This is a genomic window from Zunongwangia pacifica (genome assembly GCF_023499215.1).
Classification (GTDB): Bacteria; Bacteroidota; Bacteroidia; order Flavobacteriales; family Flavobacteriaceae; genus Zunongwangia; species Zunongwangia pacifica.
In genome coordinates, this window is the sequence record NZ_JAKHSK010000006.1 from 1 (window position 1) to 16,646 (window position 16,646).

15 protein-coding genes and 1 tRNA gene are annotated in these 16,646 nt (G+C 36.2%); 14 read left to right on the plus strand and 2 right to left on the minus strand.

Annotated elements, in window-relative coordinates; genetic code table 11:
• The first annotated feature begins 181 nt into the window (after positions 1-181).
• A complete protein-coding gene (locus L1967_RS05465) occupies positions 182-1,969 on the plus strand; it encodes an ATP-binding protein (protein ID WP_249600721.1) in 1,788 nt (595 codons plus the stop codon).
• A 317-nt stretch (positions 1,970-2,286) separates the two neighbouring features.
• On the plus strand, positions 2,287-2,823 hold the full coding sequence (locus L1967_RS05470; protein WP_249600722.1) for a hypothetical protein: 537 nt from the start codon (positions 2,287-2,289) through the stop codon (positions 2,821-2,823).
• A 103-nt stretch (positions 2,824-2,926) separates the two neighbouring features.
• Here the strand turns inward: L1967_RS05470 and L1967_RS05475 are convergent, their stop codons facing one another.
• Together L1967_RS05475 and L1967_RS05480 are read right to left on the minus strand one after the other, a co-directional pair.
• The gene (locus tag L1967_RS05475) at positions 2,927-4,129 is read right to left on the minus strand and encodes a site-specific integrase (protein WP_249600723.1); all 1,203 of its coding nucleotides are present in this window, start codon (positions 4,127-4,129) and stop codon (positions 2,927-2,929) included.
• Between the two features lie 210 nt (positions 4,130-4,339).
• Positions 4,340-4,417 (minus strand) — tRNA-Pro (locus tag L1967_RS05480).
• A gap of 142 nt (positions 4,418-4,559) precedes the next feature.
• On the opposite strand from L1967_RS05480, the gene L1967_RS05485 reads away from it, so the two are divergent.
• The 12 genes from L1967_RS05485 to lepB all read left to right on the plus strand — a co-directional run bounded on the left by L1967_RS05485 (position 4,560) and on the right by lepB (position 16,644).
• On the plus strand, positions 4,560-5,744 hold the full coding sequence (locus tag L1967_RS05485; protein WP_249600724.1) for a PQQ-dependent sugar dehydrogenase: 1,185 nt from the start codon (positions 4,560-4,562) through the stop codon (positions 5,742-5,744).
• A gap of 26 nt (positions 5,745-5,770) precedes the next feature.
• On the plus strand, positions 5,771-6,238 hold the full coding sequence (locus tag L1967_RS05490; RefSeq protein ID WP_249600725.1) for a cytochrome c: 468 nt from the start codon (positions 5,771-5,773) through the stop codon (positions 6,236-6,238).
• A 48-nt stretch (positions 6,239-6,286) separates the two neighbouring features.
• Positions 6,287-6,895 (plus strand): uridine kinase, encoded by a 609-nt coding sequence (gene udk / locus L1967_RS05495; protein ID WP_249600726.1) that lies wholly within the window; start codon positions 6,287-6,289, stop codon positions 6,893-6,895.
• Positions 6,896-6,913: 18 nt separating this feature from the next.
• Positions 6,914-7,228, plus strand: a complete 315-nt coding sequence (locus L1967_RS05500) for an FtsB family cell division protein (RefSeq protein WP_249600727.1) — start codon at positions 6,914-6,916, stop codon at positions 7,226-7,228.
• A 42-nt stretch (positions 7,229-7,270) separates the two neighbouring features.
• Entirely contained in the window at positions 7,271-8,671 is a 1,401-nt protein-coding gene (locus L1967_RS05505; protein ID WP_249600728.1) for a methylmalonyl-CoA mutase subunit beta, read from the plus strand.
• 2 nt (positions 8,672-8,673) lie between these two features.
• Positions 8,674-10,797, plus strand: a complete 2,124-nt coding sequence (scpA, locus tag L1967_RS05510; RefSeq protein ID WP_249600729.1) for a methylmalonyl-CoA mutase — start codon at positions 8,674-8,676, stop codon at positions 10,795-10,797.
• Positions 10,798-10,899: 102 nt separating this feature from the next.
• Positions 10,900-11,781, plus strand: a complete 882-nt coding sequence (locus L1967_RS05515) for an SDR family oxidoreductase (protein ID WP_249600730.1) — start codon at positions 10,900-10,902, stop codon at positions 11,779-11,781.
• 101 nt (positions 11,782-11,882) lie between these two features.
• Positions 11,883-12,647, plus strand: a complete 765-nt coding sequence (locus L1967_RS05520; protein WP_249600731.1) for a ParA family protein — start codon at positions 11,883-11,885, stop codon at positions 12,645-12,647.
• 3 nt (positions 12,648-12,650) lie between these two features.
• Positions 12,651-13,550, plus strand: coding sequence for a ParB/RepB/Spo0J family partition protein (locus L1967_RS05525; RefSeq protein WP_249600732.1), 900 nt, complete (start codon positions 12,651-12,653; stop codon positions 13,548-13,550).
• Entirely contained in the window at positions 13,540-14,136 is a 597-nt protein-coding gene (locus L1967_RS05530) for a DUF5683 domain-containing protein (protein ID WP_249600733.1), read from the plus strand. Before L1967_RS05525 ends, L1967_RS05530 begins: the two co-directional genes overlap by 11 nt.
• A gap of 2 nt (positions 14,137-14,138) precedes the next feature.
• Positions 14,139-14,855, plus strand: coding sequence for a 4-hydroxy-tetrahydrodipicolinate reductase (dapB, locus tag L1967_RS05535; protein ID WP_249600734.1), 717 nt, complete (start codon positions 14,139-14,141; stop codon positions 14,853-14,855).
• A 211-nt stretch (positions 14,856-15,066) separates the two neighbouring features.
• Entirely contained in the window at positions 15,067-16,644 is a 1,578-nt protein-coding gene (gene lepB / locus L1967_RS05540; protein WP_249600735.1) for a signal peptidase I, read from the plus strand.
• Positions 16,645-16,646 lie beyond the last annotated feature (2 nt).

The following is a 16,646-nucleotide window of genomic DNA, read 5'->3' on the forward strand; positions in this document are numbered from 1 at the left end:
TTACAAATAGAATCGACTTTTTAGTGGCTCACTTTATCCCGGCTAAAGTGGCTCACGTTGACCCGGCCAAGGTGGTTCACTTTCATCCGGCCAGGGTGGTATACTATGACCGTTTTTTGCAATAGAAGGTCGTACAAAAAGTTATATCGAACGTATCAAAACTAAAATACCTCTTTTTGTAATGACAAAAGATTTTGATACCGCCAATAAAGTTCTAGATAAAGAGAAAATTTTACTAATTACTGGTCAGCCAGGAGTAGGTAAAACTACTCTTGCAGAAATGCTTATTATTGAACGAGCTCGATTAGAACATCAAATTTATCTAATAAATACAATACGAGATGCCGAAGATGTTATATCGCCGGACGAGTCAAAGCAGCTATTTTATTTTGACGATTTTTTAGGTGAGGTTTATTATGAAATTTTAAGTGGTAGCCAGAAAGAAAATGAAATATCAAGATTCATCGATAGAATCAAGCATACTCCCAATAAATTTATCATTCTTTCAACTAGAACGGTAATATTAGAGCAAGCAAAAGCCAAATCTGAGAAAATTAAAAGATCAAGAATAGAAACTGGAAAATATGAAATAGTAATAAATCAATACAATAATTACGAGAAAGCAAAAATACTATACAATCATTTATACTTTCAAAGGATTAGTGATAAACTGTTTTCAGTTATAATAAATAATGAATTCTACTATGATATAATCAAGCATAAAAATTATACACCTAGAATAATTGAATTTATTACTGACTATGATCGGACAAAAAACTTTGAGAATGAAGATTATAAAAAATTTATAATTTTTAACTTAAATCATCCAGAAGAAATATGGAATGATTCTTTTCATAATCAAATCAGATATCAAGACAGACTTTTTCTGATGACGTTGTTCACATTTCAAAGGAATGTTGAAGAAAATTTTTTGATTAAAGCATTTGGTGAAAGGTTAGTATTTGAAAAGAGCTCAAATAATATTTCAATCAATTCTGAGCAATTTATCGACTCAGTTAGAAACCTTTTAAATGGTTTTATTGTATCCACAATTACTGATATTGATAAAAATAATAAGGTATATTCTTTTATTAACCCTTCGATTTCTGACTACTTAGTTACGTTCTTAAACAACCATTATAATCTTAAAAAAGCAACCATTGGCGCATCAATATATATTGAACAACTTGAAATTTTCAATCCTGAAAAAAAGCAATTTCATATCGAAGAAGAAATTCAAAAAATTATTTTAGGAAAAATATGCAACGAAGAGTTTGATAGCATCAATAAATATAAGGAATATAGACTTGAAGGCTTTTATTTAGAAATTTTGGTGAAATATTGCAAATCAATTGACATCGACGATTGTTTATTAGAATTATTTCAGAGATTAGATTTTGATAAAATGTGGTGGATAAGAAAAAGTTTAAAATACGTTCTTGAAAACTTACAAGATTCTCCTAAATCTACTGCGTACATAAGACAAAATTTTTTCAATATTATTGAAAAATATATAAAGGATGTTGATGATTATGATATGGCTATTGAACTTCCTTTGATTTTTACAAATTTCGGATATGATTATGAAGAATATTCTTCAGAAGACAATAGCCAAAATTTAATCCTGGATTTGATTTCCAAAATTGTAGTGGAAACAGAAAAAGATTTAATGTCATCTTACAAAGATCAAGTTAATGATATGGATGACTATGATAATTTCGTATATGATGAAGTCAATAACTTAAAGAAGAATTTATTTAATGAATTATGTTCTGAGGTTGACATGGAAATTCCCAGATACTATAATGATGAAGAGTTATTCAAACAAATAGAGGAAAATGAATTAAATCATCGAGAATATATCAAAAGAGAAAAGGCTCGAGATCGATATTATGAAGAAAGACAGGAAAAAACTGTTATAGAAAACAAGAAAATAGAAAGGCTATTCTCTCGGAGAAAATTAGAATAAAGAACCATTGATTCAAGAATACATTAAAGCAGAATTTCTAAATTGAATATGCATAATTTAACTTAGGAAGAATATTTGATTTTTTAGAGAATATCTAGCTCTTATTAGTTCCGGGAATTTATTATTCCTTATCTTTATAAGAATTAGTCGCATAAACTTTATTGCTATTTAGGCTCTTTTGATTTTAATGAATTATTCAGTGAATGCTTACTGAAATTCGACGATAAAGCGGCATAAATCCTACCAAAATTTTTGGTTTAGATTTCCTGCCACCTTTTTAACTCTCCTTATATTTATACCTTAAATCTTATTATTCCATGGAAATAATTGGAACAGGTAAAAATGACTTAAAATTTATACGACATAAAGCTTTCAACAGTAAACTCTTCTTGCCAATAAGCACTTATGTGTCTTATAAACTGGAACATGATTGGGATGACTATAATGAACTTTTTCACGCTGTTAATTATATTGAAAATATTAAAAACATAGAAGGCGTTTGGTTCGATATACATACTATTCAAAATAATGATAGAATCATAGGTGTTTTAACCATAGTTGGAGGAGAAATTGAAAAGCTAGGAATTCCACATGATTCACAAACTACATCTACATTACTGCTTAAATATTTTCATATCATTGATAAAGGCATGGGGTATGGAAGTTATTGGCTAAAATCAGTTATTTTCCCATATTATCAATCTAAAAACTATTCTAAAATCCTCATTAGTAGTAGTCATCCCAAATCCTTCAATTTTTACGAAAAAATAGGTAAAGAGATGGAATCCTACACCAAAATGAGCGATAACCAATTGCACGAAAGAAAATGCAAAACATTTTCAATTTCACTTTAATAAACTCAGCTCCTAAATTTCTCTGAATCGGCATCAAGTAGTTTTTTTGTGATCTGTGTCACCCTTAAATGTGAGTTAATCTTGAGTTTTACATTTACTTCTTTCACATGATCTTTCGCATATCATCACTAAGTTTTTGATCCAATACTCTAGAATAGATTTGAGTCGTAGAAAGCTTGGTATGTCCCAGAAGTTTAGATACTGTTTCAATAGGAATCCCTTTGGATAAGGTAACGGTCGTGGCAAAGGTATGACGAGCGACATGAAACGTAAGCTTCTTAGATATTTTGGCAAGCTTTGCCAAATCTTTTAAATACTGGTTGGTTTTCTGATTGGAATATACCGGAAGCAACAAACCACTTATATTAGCTTCCTTTTCATACTTTTTTAGAATAGCTTTTACCTTTGGAAGCATAGGCACTTTAAAAAGTTTACCTGTTTTTTCCCTTTCCTTTACAATCCATTTGTTGCCGTCAATTCCTGTAACAATATGTTTTGCTTCTAATGACTTTGCATCACCATAGGATAAGCCGGAATAGCAGGAAAACAAGAAAACATCTCTAGTTCTTGATAAGGTTATTCTATTAAGGTTTAAATTTTCTAAAATATCAATTTCATCCTGTAATAAATAGTCACGTTCCTTTTTCTTATAATGCAAGGAGTATTTGCTAAATGGGTCTTTATCGATCCATTCCATTTTTAAGGCAAGATTGGTAAGCTTTTTTAAACGCTCCAAATGCTTCATCACCCCGTTATTTGTTGGCTTGGATCGATGTGTCTTTGGTTTATAGTTACGAAGGAAATGTTCAAAATCAGTGATAAAGCGATAATTAATTTGCTTTAAATAGATATCATTGGTATTTATCTTTTTCTCTAGAAACTCCAAAACATACTTTTCAGTAGTATAGTAGTTTTTCATTGTTCCGGGCTTCAAAACAGAAGTCATCTTCGTGTTATGATAGGTCAGGAGTTCGGCTAAGGTTTTATAGGAATCATCTAAGCCTAAATAACGGGCTTTTATACTTTTGGCAGTTAAAAGCTTGTTTTCTTCTTGAAGTTGTCTAAAAGCCTCGTAAATTTTATTGTAAATACGATCTAAGGATTTGTTAACTTGCAGGCTTTCTTCACTATAGCCTTTTAATCGGCTACGTTTCTCATTCCAGAGACTTAAAGTAATCCTTCGCTTAAGGCTGAGTTCAATACGTTCTCCGTTTACAGTAATTCGAGCATAGAGGGGAGCAGTACCATTTTTGGCTTTTGATGTTTTTGGAATAAAACGAATTCCAAAGCTTACGGCATTTTTCATAGTGTTTCGTTTTCAAATTAGACAAAAGGCGTGAAAACGAAAGTCAAATCAATACGAACAACAAGATAACCAAAAAAAAGGTCACCGAATAGGTCACCGAATCGGACTCATTTTTAATGATTGCAAATGATATGAAAAACCGCCTAAAAACAGAAAAACCTTGAAAATCAATAGATTAACAAGGTTTTTTATGCCATTTTAATATGGTCTTGGTCGGGGTGGCAGGATTCGAACCTGCGACCTCCTGCTCCCAAAGCAGGCGCGATGACCGGGCTACGCTACACCCCGTTTCACAATCATTATCTGCGATTGCGGCTGCAAATATAATAATTCTTTTAGCACCACAATGGAAAGTTTAGATTTTTTATATATTAGTTCGATAAATCGCTTTTAATCCATTAAATTACAACCATTCTCATAACACCTAACTATGAAAAAAATATTAACTAATCTGGGAATTGCTCTTATGCTTATTTCCTGCGGTCAAAATGCTAAAGAGCAGGATACCGCCACTTCTCAGGACACGAATCCTCAACCCGAGATTATCAGCCAGGAAGTACCAGATCCTATTCCGGCAGAAACCAATGATGCTTACACCACTGAAGTTGTTGTAGAAGGAATTGCCATCCCATGGGGAATCGATTTCTTACCAGACCAAAGCATGCTGATTACCGATAAATCCGGTGATATTTATCATTTTAAGGATGGCAAAAAGCAAAAACTCTCTAATGTACCTGAAGTGTATGTTCGCGGTCAGGGCGGATTATTGGATATCGCGGTCCACCCAGATTATAAAAACAACGGATGGATTTATTTTACATACGCTTCTCCTAAAGGCAAAGGCGAAGGTGGGAATACCGCGATAGCCAGAGCAAAAATTAATGGCAACCAACTTGCCAATATAGAAGTGCTTTATAAAGCGGCTCCAAATACCACCAAAGGACAACATTTTGGATCCAGAATCGCTTTCGATAAAGATGGCTACCTATATTTTTCAGCCGGAGAACGCGGTGCCCGTGACGAAAATCCACAAGATATCACAAGAGATAACGGCAAAGTATATCGCTTAAATGATGATGGTAGTATTCCGCAGGACAATCCGTTTGTGGGAAAAGAAAACGCCAAAGAAGCTATTTATTCCTATGGGCATCGTAATCCGCAAGGGATGATCTTAAATCCTGAAACCGGTGAAATCTGGGTACATGAACATGGCCCACAAGGAGGGGATGAAATAAACGTAGTGAAAGCCGGAGCAAATTATGGATGGCCAATAGTAACCTATGGCGAAAATTATGACGGCACTCCTATCACCGAAGAACGTAGCAGAACAGAGTTCGAAAATCCTATTTTTTACTGGTTACCTTCAATAGCACCAAGCGGATTTGCTTATATAACTTCAGAAAAATATCCCGACTTAAAAGGAAATTTATTGGCCGGCTCCCTTAAATTTCAATATCTCGAACATTTGGTTTTGGACGGAAAGAAAATTAACAAAAGAGAAAAATTAGTCGAAAAAGTAGGAAGAGTACGAGAAGTTGTTGAAGGACCCGACGGAAATATCTATCTTGGCGTAGAAGGAAAAGGCGTATTGAAATTAGTTAAAAAAACAGAATAAATTAGATTAAACACAAACTATCAAAAATGAAAAAGTTATTAAGTATTGCTGTGATTTTGGGAGCGATGGCCTGCAAATCAGACAAAAAACAGGAACCCGCCGAGGAAGAAGAAACATACACTATCCCTGCAGATAACAGTTCAGCACAAAAAACACCTTTAGATGAAAGTATCGCCAGAGGAAAAAAAATATACTCTCAGCTGTGTGTTACCTGTCACCTTCCAACAGGAAAAGGAATCCCGGGAACTTATCCTCCCTTAGATGGTTCTAACTGGCTAAAGGAAAAACGTACCGAGAGTATTCGTGGCGTAAAATACGGCTTGCAGGGACCTATTACCGTAAATGGTAAAGAATACGATAACGTAATGACCCCTATGGGATTAAACGATCAGGAAGTTGCAGATGCGCTTAACTACGCCATGAACACCTGGAGCAATAAAATTGATGATATGGTAACCGCAGAAGAAGTTGCCGCAGTAGAAAAATCTGAATAACATTTATTTTTTGGGGCAAATAATTAAATTTGCCCCAAATTTTTTCAGATGCTTATAATTGGAATTGCCGGAGGAACCGGTAGTGGAAAGACTACCGTTGTAAATCAGATTATCGACGAGTTAAAAAACGAAGAAGTAGATGTAATATCTCAGGATTCCTATTATATGGATACCAGTCATCTTAGCTTCGAAGAACGCAAAAAAATAAACTTCGACCATCCAAAATCAATAGATTTCGAGTTGTTGGTCTCTCACCTAAAAGATCTAAAAGCCGGCAAAAATGTAATGCAGCCGGTATATTCATTCAAAGAACATAACAGGACTGGAGAGTTTATAGAAGTCCATCCCCGTAAAGTGGTGATCGTAGAAGGGATTCTTATTCTTGCCCATCCCGATATTCGCGATATGTTCGATATCAAAATTTATGTCCATGCCGATAGTGACGAGCGATTAATACGACGTCTTAAAAGAGATATCGCAGATCGTGGCCGTGATTTAGAAGAAGTGCTTTGGCGTTACCAGACCACACTAAAGCCCATGCACAACCAGTTTATAGAACCAACCAAAGAATTTGCCGATATTATTATTCCTACCAATCGCTATAATACAGTAGCTGTTGATATCGTTCAGACAATTATCAAAGATCGCTTGTCCTAATTTTGTATATTTAAACCAATGAAACTAAAAGAACTTCGCAGTAAAACATGGTTTAAAATTCTTAGCAATAAATATGTATTGCTGGGACTTATATTTGCGGTTTGGATGTTCTTTTTAGACAGTAATTCCTGGTTTATTCACCACGAACTAAATCAGGAAATTAACGAGCTAAAAGAAAACAAGGAATATTACCAAAAAGAAATATCTAGGGATAAAGCTATTATTGGTACTCTGGGCGACTCTATAGAATTAGAAAAATTTGCTCGCCAAAAATATTATATGAAACGCCCTAACGAAGAGATCTATATTATCGAATACGATACGGTAGATTAATATTGGGCATTTTCCACTTGTTTTCTTTAAACCACACCTATTATGAAGCAATCATTATTTCAGGATTTTGATGAAGTTTCTGCAAAACAATGGAAACAGAAAATTCAGTTTGAACTAGACGGTTCAGACTATCAAAATCTGATAACGCATACTTTAGATGGCGTAGATATCAGGCCATTTTACCATCAGGATGATCAAATTGAAAGTTTACAGATAGATTCCACTAAAGATTGGTCAATTTGCGACCAGATTTATGTAGTTTCTGAAGAAAAAAGTAATTATCGCGCTTTAAAATTAGTCGAAAAAGGAGCTGAAAGTATATGGTTTATCATTTCTTCGGAAGAAACCGATCTTGAAAAGCTATTTAAAAATTTCGATTTTCAATCTGTTCCTATTTACCTTAAATTCACTTTTTTTTCTGAAGATTTCCTAAAAGGTTTGCGTAATTTTTTTCAGGATAAAAAGGCAAAAGTATATCTTCATATCGATATTATTGGGAATCTGGCCGCTTCAGGAAACTGGTTTTTTAATTTGGAAGAGGATCATAAAATTTTAGATAAAATTCTTCAAAATTCATCCAATTTCGAGTCGGTTATTTCAGTAGACACTATGCACTATCAAAACGCAGGTGCTACTATTCCGCAGCAGTTAGCGTATGCCCTGGCACATGCCAATGAATATCTAAATCATATAAACAAAGTCAATTTTCTTTCCGAAGCAAAAAAGAAAAACCTTAAACTTCAGTTTCTGGTAGCGGTTGGCCCAAATTACTTCTTCGAAAATGCTAAAATAAGAGCTTTAAGATGGCTTTTTGCAAGCTTGGCAGAAAGCTACGGCTTTCATAAAGAAATTTTTATTCTTGCCCAGCCGTCAAAACGTAACAAAACGATATACGATTACAATGTAAACCTTCTACGCACTACGACCGAAAGTATGAGTGCAATTTTGGGCGGTGCAGATGCTATTTTTAATATGCCTTACGATGCGGTATATCATAAAAATAATGAATTTGGAAATAGAATTGCCCGCAATCAGCTTTTAATTATGAAGCACGAAGCACATCTTAATAAAGTGAAAAATGCTGCGGAAGGCACCTATTATATCGAAAATCTAACCGAACAATTTGCTGAAAAAGCCTTGGTTATTTTTAAAGATATTGAAAATGGAGGCGGATTTTTAAAACAACTGAAGGACAGCGTTATTCAGAAGAAAATAAGAGAATCGGCTGAAAAAGAACAGGCAAAATTTGATAATGGAGAACTGATTTTGATCGGTACCAACAAATATCAAAACAAAGCCGATAAAATGCAGCAGGAGATTCAGCTCTATCCGTTTTTAAAAAAGAATCCCCGAAAAACCTTAATCGAACCGATTTTAGAACGGCGATTGAGTGAAAAACTGGAAGCGCAACGATTGGAAACCGAAAAAACTGTAAACGCATAATTATGGGAAGAAAAGACCTTAAAAATTTACGGTTAATCGATAAAAACATCAGTTCAATATCAAGAATTTCGACCTATAACACTCCGGAAGAAATCAACATTAAATCTTCCTACGCAAAAGAAGATATTAAGCATTTTGAGCACCTGAATTTTGTTGCCGGAACGCCACCATTTTTACGTGGCCCTTACAGCACCATGTATGTACAACGCCCCTGGACGATTAGGCAATATGCGGGATTTTCAACCGCTGAAGAAAGTAATGCCTTTTATCGTAGAAATTTAGCAGCCGGACAAAAAGGACTCTCCGTAGCATTCGACCTGGCGACACACCGCGGTTACGATAGCGATCACGAACGTGTGGTTGGCGATGTAGGAAAAGCAGGAGTAGCCATCGATTCGGTTGAGGATATGAAGATTCTTTTCGATCAGATTCCGCTCGATAAAATGTCGGTTTCCATGACCATGAACGGTGCCGTGTTACCAATTTTAGCATTTTATATCGTTGCTGCAGAAGAACAGGGCGTAAAACCCGCGCAGCTTTCAGGAACAATTCAGAATGATATTTTAAAGGAGTTTATGGTGCGGAATACCTATATCTACCCTCCTACTCCTTCGATGAAAATAATTGCCGATATTTTTGAATATACCTCGCAAAATATGCCAAAATTCAACAGTATCAGTATTTCAGGCTATCACATGCAGGAAGCCGGTGCTACCAGCGATATTGAACTGGCATACACGTTGGCCGACGGACTGGAATATATTCGAAAAGGCCTGGAAGCGGGGATGGATATTGATAGTTTTGCACCCCGACTTTCTTTCTTTTGGGCAATAGGGATGAACCATTTTATGGAAATCGCTAAAATGCGGGCGGGCAGAATGCTTTGGGCAAAACTGGTAAAACAGTTTCATCCTAAAAACCCAAAAAGTTTATCGCTTAGAACACATTCGCAAACCAGCGGATGGAGTTTAACCGAACAGGATCCTTTTAATAATGTTGCGAGGACTTCCATAGAAGCGGCCGCGGCAGCCTTTGGAGGCACGCAAAGTTTACATACCAATGCTTTAGATGAAGCAATTGCTTTGCCTACAGACTTTTCAGCAAGGATCGCGAGGAATACACAGTTGCACCTTCAGCAGGAAACATCGATTACTAAAACAGTAGATCCCTGGGCGGGCAGTTATTATGTAGAAAGCTTAACGAATGCTATTGCTGAAAAAGCCTGGAAATTAATTGAAGAAGTAGAAGAGCTGGGCGGAATGACCAAAGCGATTGAAGCCGGAATTCCAAAAATGCGTATCGAAGAAGCCGCTGCCAGAAAACAAGCCCGAATTGACAATGAAACCGATATCATCGTGGGTACCAATAAATACCGTTTACCAAAAGAAGACGAACTGGTCACCCTGGAAATAGATAACCAAACGGTGCGCAAACAACAAATAAAGCGCTTAGAAAAAATTAAGGCTGAAAGAAATCAGGCTGAAGTTGATAAAACACTTGCAAATCTTACTAAATCGGCAAAATCTGGCAAAGGAAACTTATTAGCATTAGCAGTTGAAGCTGCCCGAAAAAGAGCTACTTTAGGGGAAATAAGCGATGCCTTAGCAGAAGTTTTTGGCCGATATAAAGCAAAAATCCAATCGTTTAGCGGTGTGTATTCTAAAGAAATGAAAGACAACGAAACTTTTAAAAAAGCCAGAGAACTTGCCGATAAATTTGCAGAGCAGGATGGTCGACGCCCCAGAATCATGATCGCAAAAATGGGACAGGATGGGCATGATCGTGGTGCAAAAGTAGTAGCAACAGCCTATGCCGATGTAGGTTTCGATGTAGATATTGGTCCGCTTTTCCAAACTCCAAAAGAAGCGGCAAAACAAGCGGTAGAAAACGATGTTCATATTCTTGGCGTTTCCTCACTCGCAGCAGGGCATAAAACTTTGGTGCCACAGGTTTTAGAAGAACTTAAAAAATTAGGTCGTGAAGATATTATGGTGATTGTTGGTGGGGTGATCCCATCGCAGGATTACCAGTATTTATTTGATGCCGGTGCCGTAGCAGTTTTTGGTCCCGGAACCAAGATTAGCGATGCTGCCATACAATTATTAGAGATTTTAATTGATGAATAAACACTGAGCACCGATTCCCAAATACATAATTTTCAGTATTATTTACCACAAATTCTGAAAAAATATAAGTAAATTCATTGCTGAACTTACAAATTCTGAATAATGGAGTACACAAAAAAAATGCTACGTGACGATGCTTTAGCGGGTAAAACAATTGTTGTCACCGGTGGAGGCAGCGGTCTTGGCAAATCAATGACCAAATATTTCTTAGAATTAGGAGCTAACGTAGCTATTTCTTCCAGAAATCTGGAAAAACTTCAGAATACAGCATCAGAACTAGAGCAGGAAACCGGTGGGAAATGTTTACCTGTGCAATGTGATGTTCGAAACTATGATGAAGTAGAACAAATGCTTCAATTGGTATTAGATGAGTTTGGAGAAGTAGACGTATTGTTGAATAATGCCGCAGGAAATTTTATATCTCCTACCGAACGTCTTTCAGCAAATGCCTTTGATACCATTATTGATATTGTACTTAAAGGAAGTAAAAACTGCACGCTAGCCTTTGGAAAACATTGGATCGATAAGAAAACTGAAAATAAATCTATTCTAAATATCGTAACCACCTATGCCTGGACGGGTTCGGCTTACGTGGTACCCAGTGCTACCGCGAAAGCAGGAGTATTGGCAATGACGCGCTCTCTGGCAGTAGAATGGGCTAAATACGGCATTAGATGTAACGCCATTGCACCAGGACCATTTCCTACCAAAGGAGCCTGGGATCGATTATTACCCGGAGATTTAAAAGATAAATTCGATCTTTCCAAAAAAGTACCCTTAAAACGTGTGGGGGATCATCAGGAACTAGCGAACCTTGCTGCTTATCTGGTGTCTGACTTTTCCGCTTATGTAAACGGTGAAGTTATCACCATCGATGGCGGAGAATGGCTTAAGGGTGCCGGGCAGTTTAATCTGCTGGAAGCGATCCCCGAAGAATTATGGGATCAGCTGGAAGCAATGATTAAAGCGAAGAAAAGAGGTTAAAACTTTTGCGATTGTTAAAGTTTTTGAAAAAACTGTTAAGAAAATGATTTTATAAACCTATAATAAATTGTATTTTTACCTTCAAAAATTGATACAAATTAATGGGTAAAATCATCGCTATTGCCAATCAGAAAGGTGGAGTAGGAAAAACGACAACCTCAGTAAATCTTGCTGCTTCCCTTGGTGTTTTAGAAAAAAAGGTACTTCTTATTGATGCCGATCCCCAGGCAAACGCCACTTCAGGATTAGGAATTGATGTTGAAGAAATAGAATTGGGAACCTATCAGCTGTTGGAGCATTCAATTACTCCAGAAAAAGCGATTATGGAAACCAGTTCGCCAAATCTGGATTTAATCCCTGCCCATATCGATTTGGTAGCTATTGAAATTGAACTGGTTGATCAGGAAAATCGTGAGTCGATGCTTAAAAAAGTAATCACTCCGCTTAAAGATCAATACGACTATATTTTAATAGACTGTGCTCCTTCCCTGGGATTATTAACTTTAAATGCTTTAACGGCTTCAGATTCTGTAATTATCCCTATCCAGTGCGAATATTTTGCTTTAGAAGGTTTAGGTAAATTACTGAATACCATAAAAAGTGTTCAAAAAATACACAATAACAAACTTGATATCGAAGGTTTACTGCTTACCATGTACGATAGCCGTCTTCGACTTTCCAATCAGGTTGTTGAAGAAGTTCAAAAACATTTTGATGAAATGGTTTTTGAAACAATCATTCAGCGAAATGTGCGTTTAAGTGAAGCGCCAAGTTACGGTGAAAGCATAATTAATTACGATGCGTCTAGTAAAGGGGCTACAAATTACTTAAGTTTGGCGCACGAAATTATTAAGAAAAACAGTTAGAGGATGGCGAAGGCTACAAAAAAACAGGCACTTGGTAGAGGTCTTTCTGCGCTATTGAAAGATCCTCAAAACGATATAAATTCAGCCGAAGATAAAAATGCAGATAAGTTGGTGGGGCATATTGTTGAGTTGGAATTATCTTCAATCGAGGTAAATCCATTTCAGCCAAGAACCAGTTTTAATGAAGATGCCTTACGTGAACTAGGTAGTTCGATAAAAGAACTTGGGGTAATTCAGCCCATTACCGTTAGAAAGTTAGATTTCAATAAATACCAGCTGGTTTCTGGAGAGCGCCGTTATAGAGCTTCAAAATTAATTGGTTTAGAAACCATCCCGGCTTATATACGAATTGCCAACGATCAGGAAAGTCTGGAAATGGCGTTGGTTGAAAATATTCAGCGCCAAGACCTTGATCCCATAGAAATTGCTCTTTCTTACCAAAGACTAATCGACGAGATTAGCCTTACCCAGGAACAGCTTAGTGAACGTGTAGGGAAAAACCGTTCTACCATTGCTAACTATTTGCGCCTTTTAAAACTAGACCCAATTATCCAGACCGGAATGCGCGATGGTTTTCTGGGAATGGGCCATGGTAGAGCTTTGATTAATGTTGACGATCCACAAAAGCAACTGGAGATCTATGAAAAGATCTTAAAAAACTCATTATCGGTAAGGGATACCGAAAAACTGGTAAAAGAAGCCAAAAACGGACCTGAACCAAAAACGGCTTCAAAAATTGCAATACCGGTAACCTACAAAAAAAGCATTAAAGAATTTACAGATTATCTGGGTACCAAGGTTGATGTAAAAGTTCAGAAAAACGGAAAAGGGAAACTAACTATTCCTTTTTCTTCTGAAGAGGAATTTAATAGAATTAAAAAATTAATTCAGGGTGAAGAGTAAGCAGCTACTTCCGCTATTGTTCCTACTTCTACTAACATTTCAGCTTATCGCTCAGGAAGATTCGCTTTCCGTAGAAACACCAACGATAGTTACAAATCCAGAAGGGACAAAAGCATCAAAACAAGAGAAGGATTATAAGCCCTATAATGCTTTGGCACCTGCCAAAGCTGCATTTTATTCGGCTATCCTACCAGGTTTAGGTCAAATTTATAATGGCCGAATTTGGAAAGTACCTCTAGTATATGCGGGAATAGGGATTCCTGTTTATTTTTATATTGATAACGACAAACAATACGATCGCTATCGCAGTGCTTATAAACAGCGATTAGCGGGAAAAGAGGATGAGTTTGCCGGAAAAATATCTGACGAGGGATTGCGTAACGCTCAGGAACTTTATCAACGTAATAAAGAAATTTCAATATTAGTAGCTATAGGATTTTATGCCCTAAATATTATTGATGCCAACGTAGATGCACACCTGCAACAATTTAACGTAAGCGACGACTTAAGTTTAAAACCGAATTATAATCTCGATAAATTCACAGGAAGGTCTAACTACGGGTTTTCCCTGAATTTTAAATTTTAGACATGAAAATAGCACTATTAGGATACGGAAGAATGGGAAAAGCAATAGAAAGTATTGCTTTAGAACGTGGTCATGAAGTTGTATTAAAAATAGATGAAAATATAGAAAGTTATAGTTTAGAAGAAATAGGAATTGATGTGGCCATCGATTTTAGTATTCCAGACGCCGCTTTTAAAAATATTATCACTTGCTTTAAAGCAGGCATTCCTGTTATTTCTGGTACCACTGGGTGGCTAGAAAAATATGACGAAGCAGTTAAAATATGTAATGACCATAAAGCCGCTTTTATTTATGCCAGTAATTTTTCTCTGGGCGTTAATATATTCTTTGAGCTGAATAAAAAATTAGCCGGAATGATGAAAAACTTAGAGGAATACGGCGTAGAAATTGAAGAAATACACCATACTAAAAAATTAGATGCTCCCAGTGGCACGGCCATAAGCCTGGCAGAACAAATTATCGAAGTTAACGAAAGAAAAAAAGGATGGCATCTGGAGACTGCTAATAATAATGAAATTCCGATTTTCGCAAAACGAATAGAAGATGTACCGGGAACGCATACGGTAAGTTACACCTCCAGGATCGACGATATCGAAATTATGCACACCGCCCATTCTCGTGAAGGTTTTGCCAAAGGAGCCGTAGTGGCAGCCGAATGGATAAATGGAAAAACGGGTGTACATACCATGAAAGATGTACTTTCTAGTTTATTGGAATAAAAAAGCCTTTTATTTTATCGAATTTCAGCTTAAGAGATCAAAAAATTCTGTTTTTACTTTCAGAATAAATTATAAGTAAACTACCTCGGGCTAATCCCATGAGGCATTTTTTAGAAATTATTTTTATTTCGAGTCCAAGCTCGGAGCATTTAATCTTGATTATCGAGTAACGAATAGCCTTTTAGGCATACTAACAGGGAAATAATAAGATATGACATTTACAGAGTGGTTTATTTTCTTTCTGGTTGTGCAAGTGATTCACTTTGCAGGAACCTGGAAATTATATCAAAAAGCAGGTAGAAAAGCCTGGGAAGCTTTAATACCAATCTACAATGCGGTAATTTTGATGAAAATCATTAATCGTCCGTGGTGGTGGGTAATTTTGCTTTTTATTCCGATTGTAAATCTTATCATGTTCCCGGTAATCTGGGTAGAAACCTTAAGGAGCTTTGGAAAAAACAGTACGGCAGATACCTGGTTAGGGATACTAACCCTTGGCTTTTACATCTATTACGTTAATTACACCCAGGATGTAAAGCATATAAAAGATCGAAGCATAAAACCAAAAACAACCGCTGGTGAATGGGTAAGTTCTATTTTATTTGCGGTGGTGGCAGCTACTATTGTTCACGGCTACTTTATGCAACCTTTTACCATCCCTACTTCTTCTTTAGAGAAAACCCTTTTGGTTGGTGATTATCTTTTTGTAAGTAAATTCCACTATGGTGCAAGGATTCCGCAAACGCCCATAGCTTTTCCTATGGTTCATGATACTATTCCGGGAATTGGTATTAAATCGTATGCTTCAGAGCCACAAATTCCCTATTTTAGGTTACCAGGGTTCGAAAAAGTTAAGAAAAATGATATCGTAGTTTTTAACTGGCCTGTAGATACGGTAAATGCTTTCCACCAATATGGCGATGGAAAATATTATCATAAGCCAATCGACAAAAAATCGAACTATGTTAAGCGTTGTGTAGCCACACCTGGAGATTCTTTAGAAATTATAGCCGGTAAAATCCATATTAACGGGAAACCTCTTCAATTATCTGAAAGAGCGAAACCACAATATTCATATCAGGGAACTACCAATGGGCAGGAGCTTACTCCGCAGTACATGTATCAAATGTACGATATTACTGATGGCTTCTACTACAATAAAGCAACCAATGAATTTATAATTTCTGCTCTTCCAGAAGAGGCGGAAGAAAGATTGAAAAATAATCCTTACATCAAAACACTGGAAAGACGTGTTTATCCTGAAGATCAGAAAACAGCCAGTTTATTCCCTAACGATAAGAAAAAGCGATATAACCTCGATTATTTTGGCCCAATTTACATTCCTGAAGAAGGAAAAACGGTAAAAATCACTCCGGAATCTTTGCCCTATTACCGCCGAATCATTGAAGTTTATGAAGGTAGCGAAATGGGAATTAACAATGAAATTAGTCTTAATGGCACCCAGGTACTCTTAAACGGTAAGCCATTTGATTCTTATACTTTTAAACAAAATTATTACTGGATGATGGGTGATAACCGTCATAACAGTGAAGATAGCCGTAGCTGGGGATACGTACCGTATAATCATGTTGTAGGAAAACCAGTGTTTATCTGGTTTAGTAAAGATAAATATGCCTCTGGTTTCTTTAATAGCATTAGATGGGATAGAATGTTTACAACAGTAAAAGGTGAAGGTAAACCAGTATCTTACCTACCCTATTTCTTAATTTTACTTGTGATTTTCTTCGGTTTTAATTATTTCAGAAAACGTAAAAAATCAGATTCCTAAAA

What these genes read in the sequence shown, in the direction of transcription:
- L1967_RS05465 (WP_249600721.1), top strand. Translation starts at nt 182, where the DNA reads ATGACAAAAGATTTTGATACCGCCAATAAAGTTCTAGATAAAGAGAAA.
- L1967_RS05470 (WP_249600722.1), top strand. Translation starts at nt 2,287, where the DNA reads ATGGAAATAATTGGAACAGGTAAAAATGACTTAAAATTTATACGACAT.
- L1967_RS05475 (WP_249600723.1), bottom strand. Translation starts at nt 4,129, where the DNA reads ATGAAAAATGCCGTAAGCTTTGGAATTCGTTTTATTCCAAAAACATCA.
- L1967_RS05485 (WP_249600724.1), top strand. Translation starts at nt 4,560, where the DNA reads ATGAAAAAAATATTAACTAATCTGGGAATTGCTCTTATGCTTATTTCC.
- L1967_RS05490 (WP_249600725.1), top strand. Translation starts at nt 5,771, where the DNA reads ATGAAAAAGTTATTAAGTATTGCTGTGATTTTGGGAGCGATGGCCTGC.
- udk (WP_249600726.1), top strand. Translation starts at nt 6,287, where the DNA reads ATGCTTATAATTGGAATTGCCGGAGGAACCGGTAGTGGAAAGACTACC.
- L1967_RS05500 (WP_249600727.1), top strand. Translation starts at nt 6,914, where the DNA reads ATGAAACTAAAAGAACTTCGCAGTAAAACATGGTTTAAAATTCTTAGC.
- L1967_RS05505 (WP_249600728.1), top strand. Translation starts at nt 7,271, where the DNA reads ATGAAGCAATCATTATTTCAGGATTTTGATGAAGTTTCTGCAAAACAA.
- scpA (WP_249600729.1), top strand. Translation starts at nt 8,674, where the DNA reads ATGGGAAGAAAAGACCTTAAAAATTTACGGTTAATCGATAAAAACATC.
- L1967_RS05515 (WP_249600730.1), top strand. Translation starts at nt 10,900, where the DNA reads ATGGAGTACACAAAAAAAATGCTACGTGACGATGCTTTAGCGGGTAAA.
- L1967_RS05520 (WP_249600731.1), top strand. Translation starts at nt 11,883, where the DNA reads ATGGGTAAAATCATCGCTATTGCCAATCAGAAAGGTGGAGTAGGAAAA.
- L1967_RS05525 (WP_249600732.1), top strand. Translation starts at nt 12,651, where the DNA reads ATGGCGAAGGCTACAAAAAAACAGGCACTTGGTAGAGGTCTTTCTGCG.
- dapB (WP_249600734.1), top strand. Translation starts at nt 14,139, where the DNA reads ATGAAAATAGCACTATTAGGATACGGAAGAATGGGAAAAGCAATAGAA.
- lepB (WP_249600735.1), top strand. Translation starts at nt 15,067, where the DNA reads ATGACATTTACAGAGTGGTTTATTTTCTTTCTGGTTGTGCAAGTGATT.